This is a genomic window from Enterobacter sp. AC1 (genome assembly GCF_050434705.1).
Lineage (GTDB): Bacteria > Pseudomonadota > Gammaproteobacteria > Enterobacterales > Enterobacteriaceae > Enterobacter > Enterobacter cloacae_L.
In genome coordinates this window covers 874540-891386 of the sequence record NZ_JBNDIZ010000002.1, presented here as the reverse complement: position 1 = coordinate 891386, position 16847 = coordinate 874540, and the positions used below count along the sequence as shown (strand labels likewise).

Here is a 16847-nt window from a genome sequence, read left to right as displayed (position 1 = left end):
TCTTATCCTTTAGTTTGTAACTGACGCCAGGCATCGTCTGCCAGCGCAATAAATTGTTTGTCTCTGGACTGCTGGTAGCGCATTTCAAACCAGCCGGCCATTAACATGATGACCCAGGGACGCCAGCGCCTGACCTGCCGCGTCAGCGCGTCGACGTCAATTTTTGCCGCGTGGGCATAGTCGCTGATGAGCGCCCGCCGCGCGGCGTCACTCTCCGTCCAGACCGCCGCCAGCTCCAGCGCCACATCGCCGTCTCCGGCATATTCCCAGTCGATAAGCCGGATACCCGCTGACGTATGCACAATATTTCCGGCATGAACATCCATGTGCAACGGCGAGAGCCGGATCGGCTGTGGCTCACCCGCTTTACGCAACCGTTTGAGATGTGCCAGCCACGTTGGGGTGCGTCTGTCAGGCAGGGCTTGCTGCCAGTAGTGTTCAAGCAACGGGAATAGCGTGATTCGCCATCCCAGACGTGGCTGCCGGTGCAAATGATACAGCATCGCCGCAAGCGCTGAAGTGTCCGGCAGCGCGCTTTTAACTTCCCCTTCCAGATACTCGACGGCCATCCAGCCCTGTCTGAAAAATCGGGGTTCAGGCACGAGATCTGACGCAAGACGTCTCAGGGCTCGAAACTGACGACGGAAATGGAAAGCAGGCGCGAAGGGATCGTGATTCTGCCGCAAGACCAGACGATGCTCGCCCTGCGCTATAATGCAACTCGCGCCGCCAAGCCCGGAGTGGGCCTGCGGCGCGATAAGGCGATATTGAGGAAAATAGCGTGTCAGAATCTCTTCACGCGTGCTGTCATTGTTGCGTAACCGCACCTTTACCTGACCAGATAATTTCGCCTGTCTGAACCAGCATCAGCTGCATCTGCAGGGCTGGCGTATTCACGTTACCGGTGGCGTTTGAGTACAGCACATACTGTGCGCCAACGTTTCGGGCAATACCGATCGCCTTGCTGCGTGAGCCGAGGCTATCCTGCGGCGACAGGCCCAGCTGCTGTTTCGCGACCGCGAGCTGTTGAGCCGAAACCAGCGTAAACTTACCGTTGTTTGCCAGGGCATTGCGCAGGGTTTCCGTCGCTTCGCCCGCGTTCAGCGAACCGTTGGTACGGTTGTTCACGCTATCGACCAGCAATACGCTGCCTGCCGTCACGCCCTGTGCCTGCAGCATTTTACCGACCATCGGCTGCATTGCGCCGTTCCAGTCGTAATGGCGCACGCGCGGCGTGGGCTGCGACGTTTGGTCCGGATGCTCAATTGGACCCGGCTGTTCCGGAATAGACGGCACAGATGGCACGGTTGGCTGCGGCTGCGCGGGCTGCGTCGGCTGTTCAGTACCCGGTTTAGCCTCTTCCACAGGCGCTGGCTGTTCAGTACGCGTCACACACCCTGCCAGAAACAGAGCGAAAGCTGTCACGAGCGCATAGCGGCTCAAATTTTTAATCAAGATTCACCCCTTAGAGATAAAGATAAAGTCTCACCTTATGCGCACCCAGATAGTTGGCGCTGCCATAGAGCGTTACCGACGATCTTGCCGGAATGGTGACGCTTCGCGGCGCTTCCAGCGGATGCATTTCAAGACCTCTTACGTCATACCAGAAAAAGCGGTAGTGGACCGTCACTGGTTCATGTCTTTCATTGAAGAGCGTAGAGGAGGCAGACGAATTGATTTCACTGATGGTCAACGCGGGTTGCTGCGCCGTGATGCCTGCGGCAAGTACGGAGGATTCCATCACCAGCGTCTGTTCATCATTCACGGGGATCGCCGGGCGCGAACTGCACCCTGCGATCATCATCGTCACTACCAGCGCTGCAATACGCCCTTTAAGCATGTTAAAGACCTTTGTGTGCCAGCATCGGCCCCAGAGGACGCCCGCCCAGCAGATGCATGTGAATGTGATAAACTTCCTGCCCGCCATGACGGTTGCAGTTCATGATCAGACGGTAGCCGTCTTCCGCAATGCCTTCCTGCTCAGCAATTTTCGCGGCCACCGTCAGCATACGACCTAACGCCACTTCGTGCTCGGTTTTTACGTCGTTTACGGTAGGAATCAGAATATTAGGAATGATCAGGATGTGCGTCGGGGCCTGAGGGGAAATGTCCCGGAAAGCCGTCACCAGTTCATCCTGATAGACGATATCCGAAGGGATTTCGCGACGGATAATTTTACTGAAAATCGTTTCTTCAGCCATGACCTTTTCCTTTTTTGTTTAGACTGGTGCGATGCGTCCGCTGTTGACACACTCTCTGGATGAGTGCGTGACACAATTCAAGAGTATGAGCGAGTTTCTCCTGTCCTTTCAACCTCCTCCCCCGATTTCTTTCCTGAATGTTTATCAGCTGGATGAAGAGTGACCGCTCCTGCGTTCTGGTGATGCTTTTTAAGACATAAAACCGCACCAATAAAAAAGGCAGCCATTCGGCTGCCTTAGTCTCCCCAGGTCACAACTTAGTTGCTGCGGATGTACTCATCCATTTCGGTTTTCAGGTTATCGGATTTAGTACCGAAGATTGCCTGTACACCCGAACCTGCAACAACAACACCGGCTGCGCCCAGTTTTTTCAGACCCGGCTGGTCTACTTTCGCTACATCGGCAACGCTCACACGCAGACGAGTGATGCACGCGTCCAGGTTAGTGATGTTCTCTTTACCACCGAACGCTGCGACCAGTGCCGGCGCCATTTCGCTGGTTGCGCCTGCTTTGCTGTCTTCTGTCGCATCTTCACGACCTGGGGTTTTCAGGTCCAGTGCTTTAATCAGCACGCGGAAGATGGTGTAGTACACAACCGCATAGCACGCACCAACGATTGGGAACAGCCACAGCTTGCTGCTGTTACCGGACAGAACGATGAAGTCGATCAGACCGTGAGAGAAGGACGTACCGTCACGCATACCCAGCAGGATACAGATAGGGAACGCCAGGCCCGCCAGAACCGCGTGAATAATGTACAGGATCGGCGCAACGAACATGAAGGAGAACTCGATCGGCTCGGTGATACCGGTCAGGAACGAGGTCAACGCTGCGGAGATCATGATACCGCCCACTTTTGCACGGTTCTCTGGCTTAGCAGAGTGCCAGATAGCAATCGCCGCGGCTGGCAGACCGTACATTTTGAACAGGAAGCCACCAGACAGTTTACCTGCAGTTGGGTCGCCTGCCATGTAACGTGGGATATCACCGTGGAACACCTGACCTGCTGCGTTGGTGAATTCACCAATCTGCATCTGGAATGGAACGTTCCAGATGTGGTGCAGACCAAATGGTACCAGGCAACGCTCAATGAAGCCGTAGATACCAAACGCCACAACCGGGTTCTGGTAAGCAGCCCACTGGGAGAAAGTCTGGATAGCGGAACCGATCGGTGGCCAGATGAAGGACAGGATCACGCCAGTGAAAATCGCTGCCAGACCAGAGATGATCGGAACGAAACGCTTGCCCGCAAAGAAGCCCAGATACTCAGGCAGCTTGATGCGATAGAAGCGGTTAAACATGTACGCTGCAATCGCACCGGAGATGATACCGCCCAGCACGCCGGTGTCCGCCAGGTGTTTCGCAGCGATCTCTTCTGCAGGTAAATGCAGAACCAGCGGCGCAACCACAGCCATGGTTTTCACCATGATGCCGTAAGCAACCACTGCAGCCAGCGCAGAAACGCCGTCGTTGTTAGTGAAGCCCAGAGCCACACCGATCGCGAAGATCAGTGGCATGTTAGCAAAGACTGAACCGCCTGCTTCGGCCATCACGTGTGAAACTACGGCTGGCAGCCAGCTGAAGTTAGCAGAACCGACACCCAGCAGGATACCTGCGATAGGCAGTACGGATACTGGCAGCATCAGCGATTTACCGACCTTTTGCAGGTTAGCAAATGCATTCTTAAACATAATTGAGAGTGCTCCTGAGTATTTGTGCTTTTTTTACGCTTTCACGCATTGGCCCGGGGGGAGTACCGTGCCGTGGACAGGACATCTAAGCGCCCTTTATTTATTACACAGAGTAAAATAATTCCCTCTGAGTTTGTTTGACGGCTATCACGTTTCAGCTTAAGGCGGTCGAAAAACTTTCAGTTATTTTCAAAAAGCATGTCTGGATGTGTCTAAAAACACCCTCACCGCCCCAAATGAGGCGGTGAACTTTACTCGTTTTACTTATTAATTACGAGCCTAAAAAAAACAGGTGTATCAAACAGATTGCAGGCGGGCGGGGTCGATATGGAACAGCGTAGAGAAGTTTTCCGTCGTGACGCGGGCCAGTTCTTCGATACTGACACCTTTAAGCACGGCCATGTACTCCGCAACGTCTCTCGTCATGGCCGGCTGGTTCTCTTTACCGCGATGGGGTACCGGTGCCAGATAAGGAGAGTCTGTTTCCACCAGGATGCGATCGAGCGGAACATAGCGCGCAGCGTCGCGAAGCTGCTCTGCGTTACGGAACGTCACGATCCCAGAAAACGAAATATAAAACCCTAAATCAAGCAGTTTACCCGCCGTTTCTCTGTCTTCTGTGAAACAGTGTAGTACGCCACCGCAATCCGTCACATTTTCTTCCCGCAGGATTGCCAGCGTATCGGCACGTGCATCGCGGGTATGAACAATGACCGGCTTGTTAAGTTCGCGGCCAATGCGGATATGATGGCGGAAGGAGGCCTGCTGGCGCGGTTTGGTTTCCGGCGTGTAAAAATAGTCAAGCCCAGTCTCCCCCATCGCCACCACGCCCTCTTCCGCTGCCAGTCGGCGCAGCTCCTCGACATCGTACGCCTCGTCCTGATTCAACGGGTGCACGCCGCAGGAGAACACCACGTTATCGCGAACGCCCACCAGCTCGCGCATGGTGCGATAGCCCGGCAGCGTCGTCGCCACCGCAAGGCAGAATTTCACATCGCGGGCAGCGGCTTTCGCCAGCACGTCATCCACGTTTTTATGCAGAGATTGATAATCCAGGCCATCAAGATGGCAGTGTGAGTCGACTAAAAACATAATGTCTCTCTCAGAGATGGGAAACAGGCGGCGTAACGCCTGGTTGCAGGTAGTGTTCAATACGCAGTAACTGGTCGGTCAGTAAAAGCTCGCGATTAAGACCCGTCACGGTTAAAAGCTGTTCACGACTCTGGCAAACGTCATGAAGCATCGCGTGAAGAATCACGCCTGAGAGGCGGTTCGCCAGCGTATTTACCAGTGGCCATACGTCCGGGTTAGTCAGCAGCGTTGCTCCTTGCTGGAGTTTGAGCGCATCCAACAGTAAGGAGGCCAGCCAGTGCAGACGCTCATCGGCCCGATCGCCGTTCAGTGCAGGCAGTAAACTTAGCCAGTCCTGGCTATTGAGTGAAGATTCGACGGCCCGGCAGAGCGTTTCTCGCTGTGACCAGACGTCAGGTTGCAGTAATGCCAGTGCCGCCGCGGGTGCACCGCTGCTCAGACGCAATGCGGACAACGCACTTTCAGGTGACGTCGTCACTTCTCGTTCAAGCCAGCTCAGCGCCCACGATTCCTGAGGCACCGCAAGGTGATGAAGACGACAGCGGCTACGCAACGTTGCCAGTAATCGTCCCGGATCGCGGCAGGAGAGGAAAAACCACGTTCTTTCCGGCGGCTCTTCCAGAGTCTTAAGCAGAGCGTTAGCCGCCGCCTCGGTAAGCAGCGTGGCGTCTTTGAGCCAGACCACTTTAGCGCCGCCCAGGCGCGCGTGTTCGTACAATTTTTCACTGACTTCACGAACGGCATCAATACCGAGCGCGCTTTTACCCTTCTCAGGCTCAAGCGTGTAGTAGTCAGGATGTGTGCCCGCCTGCATCAGCTGGCAGCCGCGGCATTTGCCGCAGCTTTTGTGCCCTTCGGGCTGCTGACACATCAGAAAACGGGTGATGGCATAAATCAACGCATCCTCACCCATCCCTGGCAATGCCTGAATCAGTAACGCATGATGCACCCGCCCCGCCTGATAGCTGCCGATCAGCTGTTCAAAGTGCGGACGCAGCCATGGATACCATTTCATGCCTGTTGCTCCTGTACCCACTGCGTAACGGTCTGCTGAATGTCGCGCGTGACGTCGTCCAGAGATTTCGTCGCATCGATGGTGCGAATAGAGCTGTCCTGTGCGGCCAGTTCAAGATAGCGCGCACGGGTGCGGTTAAAGAAATCAAAGGACTCTTGTTCAATGCGGTCCAGTTCGCCGCGCGCGCGGGCACGTCTGAGCCCCACTTCCGGGGTAACATCCAGATAGAGGGTCAAATCGGGGCGAAAATCACCTAATACGGCATTGCGCAGCGTTGCCAGCATCGTCTGGTCAATGCCGCGTCCCCCGCCCTGATACGCCTGAGTAGACAGATCGTGACGGTCGCCGATAACCCATTTGCCGTCGGCCAGAGCGGGCTTGATCACCGTCTCTACAAGCTGTACGCGCGCCGCATAGAACATCAGCACTTCGGCTTTGTCAGTGATAACTTCGTCGCCAACGGATTTAATATCCAGCACCAGGCTACGCAGCTTTTCGGCCAGCTGTGTGCCGCCCGGCTCGCGGGTAAATACCATATCCGCCACGCCAAGCGCGTTGAGCGTATCCACCACCACGTTGCGGGCGGTGGTTTTACCCGCCCCTTCGAGTCCCTCAATGACAATGTATTTACTGCGCATTTTTTTCCTTAAGTGCCTTCAGATAGTCCTGAACAGAGCGATTATGGCTGGCAAGGTTGGTGTTAAAGGTGTGTCCCCCTTTTCCATCAGCCACAAAATAGAGATACGGTGTTTTAGCCGGATGCGCGGCGGCTTTGAGCGAAGCCTCGCTCGGCGTGGCAATTGGGCCAGGCGGTAAACCGCTAATCACGTAGGTATTATACGCCGTTGGCGTCTCCAGATCTTTCCTTGAGATCTTACCGACATAGCTCTCGCCCATACCGTAGATGACGGTAGGGTCGGTTTGCAGGCGCATGCCGATGCGCAGTCGGTTGATAAATACCGACGCCACGCGATCGCGCTCAGCAGCGACGGCCGTCTCTTTCTCAATGATTGAGGCCATCGTCACAAACTGGTTCCGATCGCTGTAAGGCAGTCCTTCCATTCGCCCTTCCCAGGCGGAATCCACTGCGGCGACCATTTTTTTGTGCGCCCGCTTCAGAATCGCCACATCGGTTGTCCCTGCCGTGTACATCCAGGTATCTGGCCAGAACCAGCCTTCTACCCAGTCCGGATGTTCAAGCTTCAGCACCTCGGCCACCGTCTGATAGCGATCGTCTTTTAACGTGTGTTTGATATACGGCGCGTCACGCAGCTGTTTGAGGTAATCGCTCAGGCGCATCCCTTCCACAAACCGCAGAGGGAACTGCGCTTCTTTGCCGCTTTCCAGCAACTGCAGCATCTCTCTGACGGTCATTCCCGGCGTAAAGCGATAGGTCCCGGCTTTGAAATGGGACAGTTCAGGTTCCACGCGCAATAGCCACTGGAATACCCGGGGACGATTGATAATCTTATCGCCATAGAGCTGTTCCCCAAGCGCCTGGCGGCCGGTTCCCGCTTTCAGGGTAAAAATCGTCTCGTCTTTAATCAGGATCTTACTGTTCGCCAGCTGGCGAACTTTCCATACGCCAGCTCCGCCAGCGACACCCAGCGCAACGATGAGGATAAGGACAAAGCGCAACATTTTTTTCATGACTATCTGGTTTGCTCACATATCGGGGCTAAAAACTGAAACAGCTCGCGCGAAGACCAGTGTTGTTGGCCATACGCACGCACGGGTACAACAGGCATCAGCGCGTTACAGATGACGACTTCATCTGCGGTCTGTAACGCCGCTTCGCCTGCGCTTACTTCGACAACGCGAAAGCCAGAGCGTGCCAGCTGCTCCAGACAAAACTGACGCATTATCCCGTTAACGCCAGCCTTTTCCAGCGACGGAGTGAACACCTCTCTCCCCTGCCGCCAGAGTAAATTAGCCGCACAGCATTCCGTAATGAACCCTTCGCTGTCAAGAACCAGCGCCTCATCGGCGTCCGTCTGTTCAAGATGAGTACGAATGAGCACCTGCTCCAGGCGATTGAGATGCTTAATGCCGGCCAGCATGGGGTTTCGTCCCAGACGCATCGGGCTCAGCGTCAGCGTGATACCCTCTTCTCGCCAGCGAGAGTAGTGCGCAGGATAGGCAGACACGGAGAGAATACGCGTTGGGCTAAGACACGATGCGGCGCTGTAACCCCGCCCGCCGCTGCCGCGGCTGATGATGACTTTGAGTACGCCGCTCTGCTTCCCGGATGCCAGCCTGCACATTTCCTGACGCAATGTATCCCAGTGCGTAAATGGGATCATTAGCGTTTCACAGCCATGCTGCAGGCGTCGAATATGCGCCTCCAGCAGGCAGACGTTGCCGTCCAGAATGCGCGCGGTCGTAAAGCACCCATCGCCGAACTGTATCGCCCTGTCGCTGGCAGGCAGCGCGTCCTGCTCAAGGCCATTGATTAAAAACATGGTGGCTCCTATGCGTAGGCGTTTGGTCTGGCAGGATGTCCTGCAGCCAACAAGAAGAGTAGACGTAATAAAAAAGGTCCGGCAAGCGGACCTTTCTTAAGTGCTATCGGGACTTCAGGATCAGATCTTTTTGAAGATCAGAGAACCATTCGTGCCGCCGAAGCCAAAGGAGTTACACAGGGTGTACTCCATACCGCTAACCTGGCGCGCTTCGTGAGGAACGAAGTCCAGATCGCAACCTTCATCCGGGTTATCCAGGTTGATGGTTGGCGGAACAGCCTGATCGCGCAGCGCAAGGATAGAGTAGATAGACTCTACTGCACCCGCCGCACCCAGCAGGTGACCGGTCATGGATTTCGTGGAGCTTACCATTACGCGGCTGGCAGACTCGCCGAAGATAGACTTAACCGCCTGAGCTTCTGCTTTATCGCCAGCTGGTGTAGAAGTACCGTGCGCGTTAACGTAGCCAATCTGAGCTGGGGTAATACCCGCATCACGGATTGCGTTTGCCATCGCCAGTGCAGCACCCGCGCCGTTCTCCGGAGGAGACGTCATGTGGTAAGCATCGCTGCTCATACCAAAGCCAACGACTTCAGCATAAATTTTCGCACCACGTTTTTTCGCGTGTTCGTACTCTTCCAGCACAATCATACCCGCACCGTCGCCCAGCACGAAGCCATCACGGTCTTTATCCCACGGACGGCTTGCCGCCTGAGGATTATCGTTGCGGGTAGAAAGCGCACGCGCCGCGCCGAAACCACCGACACCCAGAGGGGTACTGGCTTTTTCTGCACCGCCCGCCACCATAGCATCTGCATCGCCGTACGCAATAATGCGCGCGGCCTGGCCGATGTTATGCACGCCAGACGTACAAGCGGTCGCGATAGAAATGCTTGGCCCACGCAGGCCGAACATGATGGTCAGGTGACCTGCCACCATATTAACAATCGTGGACGGAACGAAGAACGGGCTGATCTTACGCGGGCCGCCATTCATCAGTGATGTATGGTTTTCCTCGATCAGGCCAAGACCGCCAATCCCGGAGCCGATAGCGGCGCCGATACGGGTTGCGTTCTCTTCCGTAATCTCAAGGCCAGAATCCTGCATGGCCTGAACGCCAGCGACAATTCCATATTGAATGAAGGCATCCATCTTGCGCTGCTCTTTGCGCGAGATGATCTCTTCACAGTTAAAATCCTTTACTAAGCCAGCAAATTTCGTTGCATAGGCGCTAGTATCGAAATGGTCGATTAGGCTGATGCCGCTCTGACCGGCAAGGAGAGCTTTCCAGGTGGACTCTACGGTATTGCCGACAGGAGACAACATGCCAAGTCCGGTCACAACTACACGACGCTTAGACACGTTTGTCCTCCAGGGAGGGATAAAAAAAGAGATTCGTGGGACTAAAAAAGATAAAACTCAGGCGGTCGAATGACCGCCTGGAGATGTTCACTTACGCCTGGTGACCGTTGATGTAATCAATGGCAGCCTGAACGGTGGTGATCTTCTCAGCTTCTTCGTCCGGAATCTCAGTATCAAACTCTTCTTCCAGAGCCATTACCAGCTCAACGGTGTCAAGAGAATCTGCGCCCAGGTCTTCAACGAAGGAAGCGGAGTTCACAACTTCTTCCTGCTTAACGCCCAGCTGTTCGCCGATAATTTTCTTAACGCGTTCTTCGATAGTGCTCATACTCTTAAATTTCCTATCAAAACTCGCTTTCGCGATGGTTTTCGTAGTGTATAAAATGTTGAAAAATTTGCAACTAAATCCCGGCAGTTCGTACCACGATTTTACGTTATTTTGAGGCCATTCGCCCTAATAACGCAAATATTTTTCATCGTGGTTAAACCATATACATCCCGCCGTTGACGTGGAGGGTCTCACCAGTGATGTAACCCGCTTCGTCAGAGGCTAAAAATGCAACCGCACTGGCAATTTCTTTCGGGTCGCCTAAGCGGCCCGCAGGAACAGCTGCCAGCGTACCCGCACGCTGATCATCAGTCAGCGCACGCGTCATGTCCGTTTCAATAAAGCCCGGAGCAACAACGTTTACAGTAATACCGCGGGACGCGACTTCACGCGCCAGCGACTTACTGAAACCAATCAGACCTGCTTTCGCCGCAGCGTAGTTAGCCTGACCAGCATTTCCCATGGTACCAACCACAGAACCGACAGTGATAATACGACCATGACGCTTTTTCATCATAGCGCGCATTACCGCTTTTGACAGACGGAATACAGATGACAGGTTGGTTTCGATGATATCGTTCCACTCGTCGTCTTTCATTCGCATTAACAGGTTATCGCGAGTGATCCCGGCATTGTTTACCAGAATATCCACTTCACCAAACTCTGCGCGAATATTTTCCAGAACAGATTCGATAGATGCAGGTTCGGTCACATTCAGTACCAGACCTTTACCGTTTGCACCCAGATATTCGCTGATGGCCTGAGCGCCATTCTCGCTGGTTGCTGTACCAATCACCTTCGCGCCGCGCGCAACCAGTGTTTCAGCAATTGCACGCCCGATACCGCGGCTTGCGCCAGTCACCAGGGCAATTTTTCCTTCAAAACTCATGGTATTCCTCTTTTATTGCGAGAGTGCCGCTGACATCGCTTCCGGCTCGTTAATCGCCGAGGCTGTCAGGGTGTCAACAATACGTTTTGTCAGACCGGTGAGGACTTTCCCTGGGCCGACTTCATACAGATGCTCAACGCCCTGCGCTGCCATAAACTCAACGGTTTTGGTCCACTGTACCGGGCTGTAGAGTTGGCGGACCAGCGCCTCGCGGATAGCTTCCGGCGTGGTTTCGCATTTCACATCGACATTGTTCACAACGGAAATCGTCGGTGCGTTAAACGTAATTTTTTCCAGCTCAACCGCCAGTTTCTCGGCAGCAGGCTTCATCAGCGCACAGTGAGACGGCACGCTAACAGGCAGTGGCAACGCACGTTTAGCACCCGCCGCTTTACAGGCAGCACCGGCACGTTCAACCGCTTCTTTATGCCCGGCGATAACCACCTGGCCCGGCGAGTTAAAGTTCACCGGAGAAACAACCTGACCTTCAGCGGATTCTTCACACGCTTTTGCAATCGCGGCATCATCCAGACCGATGATCGCAGACATGCCGCCCGTTCCTTCCGGCACCGCTTCCTGCATGAATTTGCCGCGCAGTTCGACCAGACGTACCGCGTCAGCAAACGCGATGACACCGGCACAGACCAGCGCAGAATATTCACCCAGGCTATGGCCCGCGAGCAGCGCTGGGGCTTTACCACCCTGCTGCTGCCAGACACGCCAGAGCGCAACAGATGCGGTCAGCAGCGCTGGCTGGGTTTGCCAGGTTTTGTTCAGTTCTTCGGCCGGCCCCTGCTGGGTCAACGCCCACAGATCATAACCCAGTGCATCAGAAGCTTCACGGAAAGTCTCTTCAATGACCGGATAGTGGGCTGCCATTTCAGACAACATCCCAACGGTTTGAGAGCCCTGCCCCGGGAACACAAAAGCAAATTGCGTCATTTTTTATTCCTTATCCTAGAAACGAACCAGCGCGGAACCCCAGGTGAACCCGCCACCGAAGGCTTCAAGCAAGACCAGCTGGCCCCGTTTGATTCGCCCGTCGCGTACCGCTTCATCAAATGCGCACGGTACTGACGCCGCAGAGGTGTTGCCGTGGCGATCCAACGTCACCACAACGTTATCCATCGACATGCCCAGCTTTTTAGCGGTCGCGCTGATGATACGCAGGTTCGCCTGATGCGGCACCAGCCAGTCGAGTGCGGTGCGTTCAAGGTTATTGGCTTCCAGCGTCTCATCGACAATGTGCGCAAGCTCAGTCACCGCCACCTTGAACACCTCATTACCTGCCATGGTCAGGTAAATGGAATTATCAGGGTTAACGCGATCGGCGTTAGGCAGCGTCAGCAGCTCACCGTAGCTTCCATCGGCATGCAGATGCGTAGAGATGATACCCGGCTCTTCAGACTGCCCCAGCAGCACTGCACCCGCACCATCACCAAAAATAATGATCGTTCCGCGATCGGTCGGATCGCAGGTACGCGCCAGCACGTCAGCACCGATCACCAGCGCATATTTGACGGCACCGGACTTAACATACTGATCGGCAACGCTCAGTGCATAGGTGAAACCTGCACACGCGGCAGCGACGTCAAACGCCGGACAGCCCTTAATGCCGAGCATGTTTTGCACCTGGCACGCCGCGCTGGGGAAAGCGTGCGTGGCAGAGGTCGTGGCGACCACGATCAAACCAATCTGTTCTTTATCAATGCCCGCCATGTCGATAGCACGGAGTGCGGCTTCGTAACCCATGGTCGACACGGTTTCGTCTGGCGCGGCAATACGACGTTCACGGATACCTGTGCGCGTGACAATCCACTCGTCAGACGTATCTACCATTTTTTCCAGATCGGCGTTGGTACGCACTTGTTTTGGCAGGTAGCTGCCGGTACCTATAATCTTCGTATACATGTACGCTCAGTCACTTTTAGCTAATACAGATTCCAGGCGAGCGGCAATCCGCTGAGGGACTTGTCGCTGCACCGCCTGCACTGCCTGTTCAATCGCGACAGCAAATGCTCGCTGATTGGCAGCACCATGACTCTTAATCACGATGCCGCGCAATCCTAACAGACAGGCGCCATTATACTGGTCGGGGTTGAGGTGACTGAATCGCCGCGTCAGGCTTTTTTGTAACCAACGCTTTAATAAAATCAGCCACCAGGCGCTTTTTTTGCCTTCTCCCTGCGATTTCAGCAGAGAAAGAAACATGCGCACCACCCCTTCCATGGTCTTCAACGTTACGTTTCCGGTGAAGCCATCGCACACCAGAACATCCGTTTTACCCGTCAACAACTCATTGGCTTCGAGATAACCAATATAGTTGATGGAGGGAACCTGTTTGAGCAATTCAGCGGCTTCGCGAATGCTGTCCAGGCCTTTGGTCTCTTCTTCACCAATGTTGAGTAACGCAACACGGGGATTGTTGATCCCGACCACTTCTTCCGCCAGCACCGATCCCATCACGGCAAACTGAGCCAGCATTGTACTATCACAGTCGACGTTAGCGCCCAAATCGAGCACCACCGTCTTACCCTTTTGTTGGTGCGGTAACACCGTCACCAGCGCCGGGCGCTCAATACCGTCAATCGGCTTGAGCAACAATTTCGACAGCCCCATCAGCGCGCCGGTATTTCCCGCACTGACGCAGGCCTGAGCACGCCCTTCTTTCACCAACTCCAGCGCTATTCGCATAGAACTGCCGCGGCTATTACGAATAGCCTGCGAGGGTCGGGCATCACTGGCAATAACTGACTGCGCAGGAATAATCTGCAGACGTGAACGTTGTTCAAAGTCAGCTTTTGCAAGTAATGGCGTGATTGTGTCGGGATTGCCGACTAATAGAAGAGTGAGTTGCGAATTAGAATTCAGTGCCTGCAATGCTGCAGGCACTGTCACGGAAGGGCCAAAATCTCCCCCCATGACATCTAACGCCAGGGTTAGACGTGTCAAGGTATCGTCGCAGCCTGGTTCGGTAAATTCCCCGTTTGCACGGGGAAATCCTCACTAAGCCTAATCACGCTGACGCGTGATTACTTAGTGATAACCTTGCGGCCGCGGTAGAAACCGTCAGCGGTGATGTGGTGACGCAGGTGTTTCTCACCAGAAGTCTTGTCTACAGACAGGCTGGTAACTGCAGTCAGCGCGTCATGGGAACGACGCATGCCACGTTTGGAACGGGTTGGTTTATTCTGTTGTACGGCCATGGACCTTACTCCTCAATTACTTACGCTTTAAGCTGGCTAATACGGCAAATGGGTTTGGTTTTTGCGCTTCATCAGGCAGTTCCCCAAAGACCATGTCCGCCTCGGACACTTCACAGTGTTCAGAATCATGCACCGGAACGACTGGCAAGGTGAGGATGATTTCATCTTCAACCAGAGCCAGAAGATCGATTTCACCGAATTCGTTAACCTCAATCGGCTCATACGCTTCCGGGAGTGCTTCAGCCTGTTCGTCAGAACGAACCGGACTAAAACAATACGTTGTGTGAACATGCTGTACAAACGGTTTCCCGCAACGCTGACACTCGAGCGTTACCGTCACCTTTGCATCACCGGTTAAAACGGCGAGACGCTGGTTGTCGATAGCGAACGACATGGAGCATTCTACATCACTGTCCACACTGACTACGGATTCGGCAATACGCTCAGCCTGATCGGAAGTATAGATACCTTCGTAATCGAGGCGTTTTTGAGCCGTACGAACCGGATCAAGAGTCAGGGGTAATTTTACCTTTTGCATAGGGCGCGCATATTAACTTTGTAACGTCATAGAGTCAAAGAAAAAGGCAACCTGAGCTGCCTTTTGCCAATTATTCGCACACATTGCGGCCTGTAGTTTAAAATGGCTGGCATCGATACGCTATATCTGGTGATAAAAATATGCCAAATCTCGTTCTCGCCTCCACGTCACCCTACCGCCGAATGCTGCTGGAAAAGCTCGGGATCCCGTTTGAATGTGCCGCGCCAGAGGTTGATGAGACGCCACAACCGGGCGAGTCACCGCGTCATCTGGTGACGCGTCTTGCTAAAGAGAAAGCTCAATCGCTGGCCGCACGCTACCCTTCGCATTTGATTATAGGCTCCGATCAGGTTTGTGTACTGGATGGAGAAATCACCGGCAAACCCCATACGGAAGAGAATGCCTGCCAGCAGCTTTTGCGTGCCCGAGGCAGTATCGTCACCTTTTATACGGGTCTGGCGCTCTATAACTCCGCTTCTGGCCACCTGCAAACGGAATGCGAGCCCTTCGACGTCCACTTCCGCCATCTTAATGAGCAAGAGATTGTGGATTACGTGCGCCGTGAGCGTCCGCTGAACTGCGCGGGGAGCTTTAAAAGTGAAGGATTGGGGATCGCGCTGTTTGACAAGCTGGACGGGCGAGACCCGAACACGCTGGTGGGACTGCCGCTGATTGCGCTGTGCCAGATGTTAAGGCGAGAAGCGTGTAATCCGTTGACGATGTGACTTGACCGTTGCGGCCTGATGCCCTCACCCACCGGGAGAGGGTGCAAACATTAAAAACGGCAACTTCGTTGCCGTTTTACTTTTCCCTTAGCCGCGCAGAACTTTAAGACACCGTTTCAACTGCTCGTCGAGCGGCGCTTCAATACGGATGATTTCACCCGTATTAGGATGGGTGAACTTCAGCGCTGCCGCATGCAGGAAGAGACGCGACAGCCCGGTGCCCGCCAGCTGCTTATCGAATTCCCTGTCGCCATATCGGTCATCAAACGCGATAGGATGCCCTGCAAACTGCGTATGCACGCGGATCTGGTGGGTACGGCCGGTGACAGGACTACAGCGCACCAGCGTGGCAAATTCATACCGCTCTTCAACTTTGAAGCGCGTTTCGGACGGTTTCCCTTCCTGATTGACGCGCACAATGCGCTCGCCGCTCTGCAGAATATTTTTCAACAGCGGCGCCTGCACCACCTTGACGTGAGACTGCCACTGGCCGCGAACCAGCGCCAGATAATCCTTCTGCATCCCTTTTTCGCGAAGCTGCTCGTGCAAAGAACGCAGTGCAGAACGCTTTTTCGCCACCAGCAGCACGCCAGAGGTGTCACGGTCCAGACGGTGCACCAGCTCCAGGAAGCGGGCTTCCGGGCGCAGCGCGCGCAGCCCTTCAATCACGCCAAAGCTCAGACCGCTGCCGCCGTGTACGGCTGTACCTGACGGCTTATTCAGAACAAGGATATAGTCATCCTCATAAAGGATGACGTCACTCAGCGCGGCCACTTTTTGCAGCTTAGGGGAAACCACTTCTTCTTCACGTTCAGCCACCCGCACCGGCGGAATACGTACTTCGTCACCGGCTTCGAGTTTGTACTCAGGCTTGACGCGTTTTTTGTTCACCCGCACCTCGCCCTTACGCAAGATCCGGTAAATCATGCTCTTTGGCACACCCTTCAGTTGGGTGCGCAAGAAGTTATCGATGCGTTGCCCCGCGTAGTCATCCGCGATAGCAACCATTTTTACGGCTGGAGTCTCTGTTTTCATGGTTGGCGATTCTAAATATCGTCAGCCATTAGCGCCACTCATTTTTCTATGCTTATATTTACTTTTATCCGGCCTGTCCCCCGTTTCGCGCAATCGATTTGGTGGTTATTAAACCAATCACCACCTTGAAGTGAAGAAACTGTGAGTAACCGGGTGATAATTGGTAAAAGTCATCTTGCTATAACCCGGCGAGCAGTGGAATAATGAGGCTGTTTTCCGTGTTAAATCCAGGTTAAGTAAGGATGTCGACGGAATGACCAATTTTGTCTGACCGATCATCCACGCAGCAATGGCGTAAGACGT

Annotated in this window: 20 protein-coding genes; 1 reads left to right on the top strand and 19 read right to left on the bottom strand. The window is 54.3% G+C overall.

From position 1 onward, the window contains the following. Nucleotides 1-2 precede the first annotated feature (2 nt). The 18 genes from thiK to yceD form a co-directional block, all read right to left on the bottom strand. On the bottom strand, nt 3-827 hold the full coding sequence (gene thiK / locus M2433_RS09125; RefSeq protein WP_429056980.1) for a thiamine kinase: 825 nt from the start codon (nt 825-827) through the stop codon (nt 3-5). After that, nucleotides 808-1455, bottom strand: a complete 648-nt coding sequence (gene lpoB, locus M2433_RS09120; protein ID WP_047348984.1) for a penicillin-binding protein activator LpoB — start codon at nt 1453-1455, stop codon at nt 808-810. The genes thiK and lpoB overlap by 20 nt, the downstream gene beginning before the upstream one ends. Before the next feature lie 10 nt (nt 1456-1465). Beyond that, a complete protein-coding gene (locus tag M2433_RS09115) occupies nt 1466-1840 on the bottom strand; it encodes a YcfL family protein (RefSeq protein WP_047348985.1) in 375 nt (124 codons plus the stop codon). 1 nt (nt 1841) lies between these two features. After that, complete coding sequence (hinT, locus tag M2433_RS09110; protein ID WP_006809243.1) at nt 1842-2201, bottom strand: purine nucleoside phosphoramidase; 360 nt, start codon at nt 2199-2201, stop codon at nt 1842-1844. Between the two features lie 257 nt (nt 2202-2458). Continuing rightward, on the bottom strand, nt 2459-3892 hold the full coding sequence (gene ptsG, locus M2433_RS09105; protein ID WP_429056975.1) for a PTS glucose transporter subunit IIBC: 1434 nt from the start codon (nt 3890-3892) through the stop codon (nt 2459-2461). 297 nt (nt 3893-4189) lie between these two features. Further along, complete coding sequence (locus M2433_RS09100) at nt 4190-4984, bottom strand: metal-dependent hydrolase (RefSeq protein WP_429056973.1); 795 nt, start codon at nt 4982-4984, stop codon at nt 4190-4192. Between the two features lie 10 nt (nt 4985-4994). Then, nucleotides 4995-5999 (bottom strand): DNA polymerase III subunit delta', encoded by a 1005-nt coding sequence (holB, locus tag M2433_RS09095; RefSeq protein ID WP_429056970.1) that lies wholly within the window; start codon nt 5997-5999, stop codon nt 4995-4997. Then, nucleotides 5996-6637 (bottom strand): dTMP kinase, encoded by a 642-nt coding sequence (gene tmk / locus M2433_RS09090; RefSeq protein ID WP_429056968.1) that lies wholly within the window; start codon nt 6635-6637, stop codon nt 5996-5998. The genes holB and tmk overlap by 4 nt, the downstream gene beginning before the upstream one ends. After that, entirely contained in the window at nt 6627-7649 is a 1023-nt protein-coding gene (gene yceG, locus M2433_RS09085; protein WP_429056965.1) for a cell division protein YceG, read from the bottom strand. Before yceG ends, tmk begins: the two co-directional genes overlap by 11 nt. A gap of 2 nt (nt 7650-7651) precedes the next feature. Continuing rightward, nucleotides 7652-8461: an aminodeoxychorismate lyase gene (gene pabC, locus M2433_RS09080; RefSeq protein ID WP_429056962.1), complete on the bottom strand. Its 810-nt coding sequence runs from the start codon at nt 8459-8461 to the stop codon at nt 7652-7654. Between the two features lie 120 nt (nt 8462-8581). Continuing rightward, nucleotides 8582-9823 (bottom strand): beta-ketoacyl-ACP synthase II, encoded by a 1242-nt coding sequence (gene fabF, locus M2433_RS09075; protein ID WP_429056959.1) that lies wholly within the window; start codon nt 9821-9823, stop codon nt 8582-8584. A gap of 91 nt (nt 9824-9914) precedes the next feature. Next, nucleotides 9915-10151 carry an acyl carrier protein gene (acpP, locus tag M2433_RS09070; RefSeq protein WP_003857954.1) on the bottom strand — a complete coding sequence of 79 codons (237 nt, stop codon included), beginning with the start codon at nt 10149-10151 and terminating at the stop codon, nt 9915-9917. Nucleotides 10152-10305: 154 nt separating this feature from the next. Then, complete coding sequence (gene fabG / locus M2433_RS09065) at nt 10306-11040, bottom strand: 3-oxoacyl-ACP reductase FabG (RefSeq protein WP_010429699.1); 735 nt, start codon at nt 11038-11040, stop codon at nt 10306-10308. Nucleotides 11041-11052: 12 nt separating this feature from the next. Next, nucleotides 11053-11982, bottom strand: a complete 930-nt coding sequence (gene fabD, locus M2433_RS09060; protein ID WP_429056956.1) for an ACP S-malonyltransferase — start codon at nt 11980-11982, stop codon at nt 11053-11055. Between the two features lie 15 nt (nt 11983-11997). Further along, nucleotides 11998-12951: a beta-ketoacyl-ACP synthase III gene (locus M2433_RS09055; RefSeq protein ID WP_047348994.1), complete on the bottom strand. Its 954-nt coding sequence runs from the start codon at nt 12949-12951 to the stop codon at nt 11998-12000. 6 nt (nt 12952-12957) lie between these two features. Continuing rightward, the gene (plsX, locus tag M2433_RS09050) at nt 12958-13992 is read right to left on the bottom strand and encodes a phosphate acyltransferase PlsX (RefSeq protein WP_063955808.1); all 1035 of its coding nucleotides are present in this window, start codon (nt 13990-13992) and stop codon (nt 12958-12960) included. Between the two features lie 80 nt (nt 13993-14072). Continuing rightward, a complete protein-coding gene (rpmF, locus tag M2433_RS09045) occupies nt 14073-14246 on the bottom strand; it encodes a 50S ribosomal protein L32 (RefSeq protein ID WP_003857964.1) in 174 nt (57 codons plus the stop codon). A gap of 16 nt (nt 14247-14262) precedes the next feature. Then, the gene (gene yceD / locus M2433_RS09040) at nt 14263-14784 is read right to left on the bottom strand and encodes a 23S rRNA accumulation protein YceD (RefSeq protein WP_014883375.1); all 522 of its coding nucleotides are present in this window, start codon (nt 14782-14784) and stop codon (nt 14263-14265) included. A gap of 140 nt (nt 14785-14924) precedes the next feature. Between yceD and M2433_RS09035 the strand changes: the two genes are divergently transcribed. Continuing rightward, nucleotides 14925-15509, top strand: a complete 585-nt coding sequence (locus M2433_RS09035) for a Maf family protein (RefSeq protein WP_429056951.1) — start codon at nt 14925-14927, stop codon at nt 15507-15509. 87 nt (nt 15510-15596) lie between these two features. Here M2433_RS09035 and rluC read toward each other — a convergent pair whose 3' ends face one another. Continuing rightward, nucleotides 15597-16544: a 23S rRNA pseudouridine(955/2504/2580) synthase RluC gene (gene rluC, locus M2433_RS09030; protein ID WP_059311031.1), complete on the bottom strand. Its 948-nt coding sequence runs from the start codon at nt 16542-16544 to the stop codon at nt 15597-15599. Nucleotides 16545-16847: the final 303 nt, after the last annotated feature.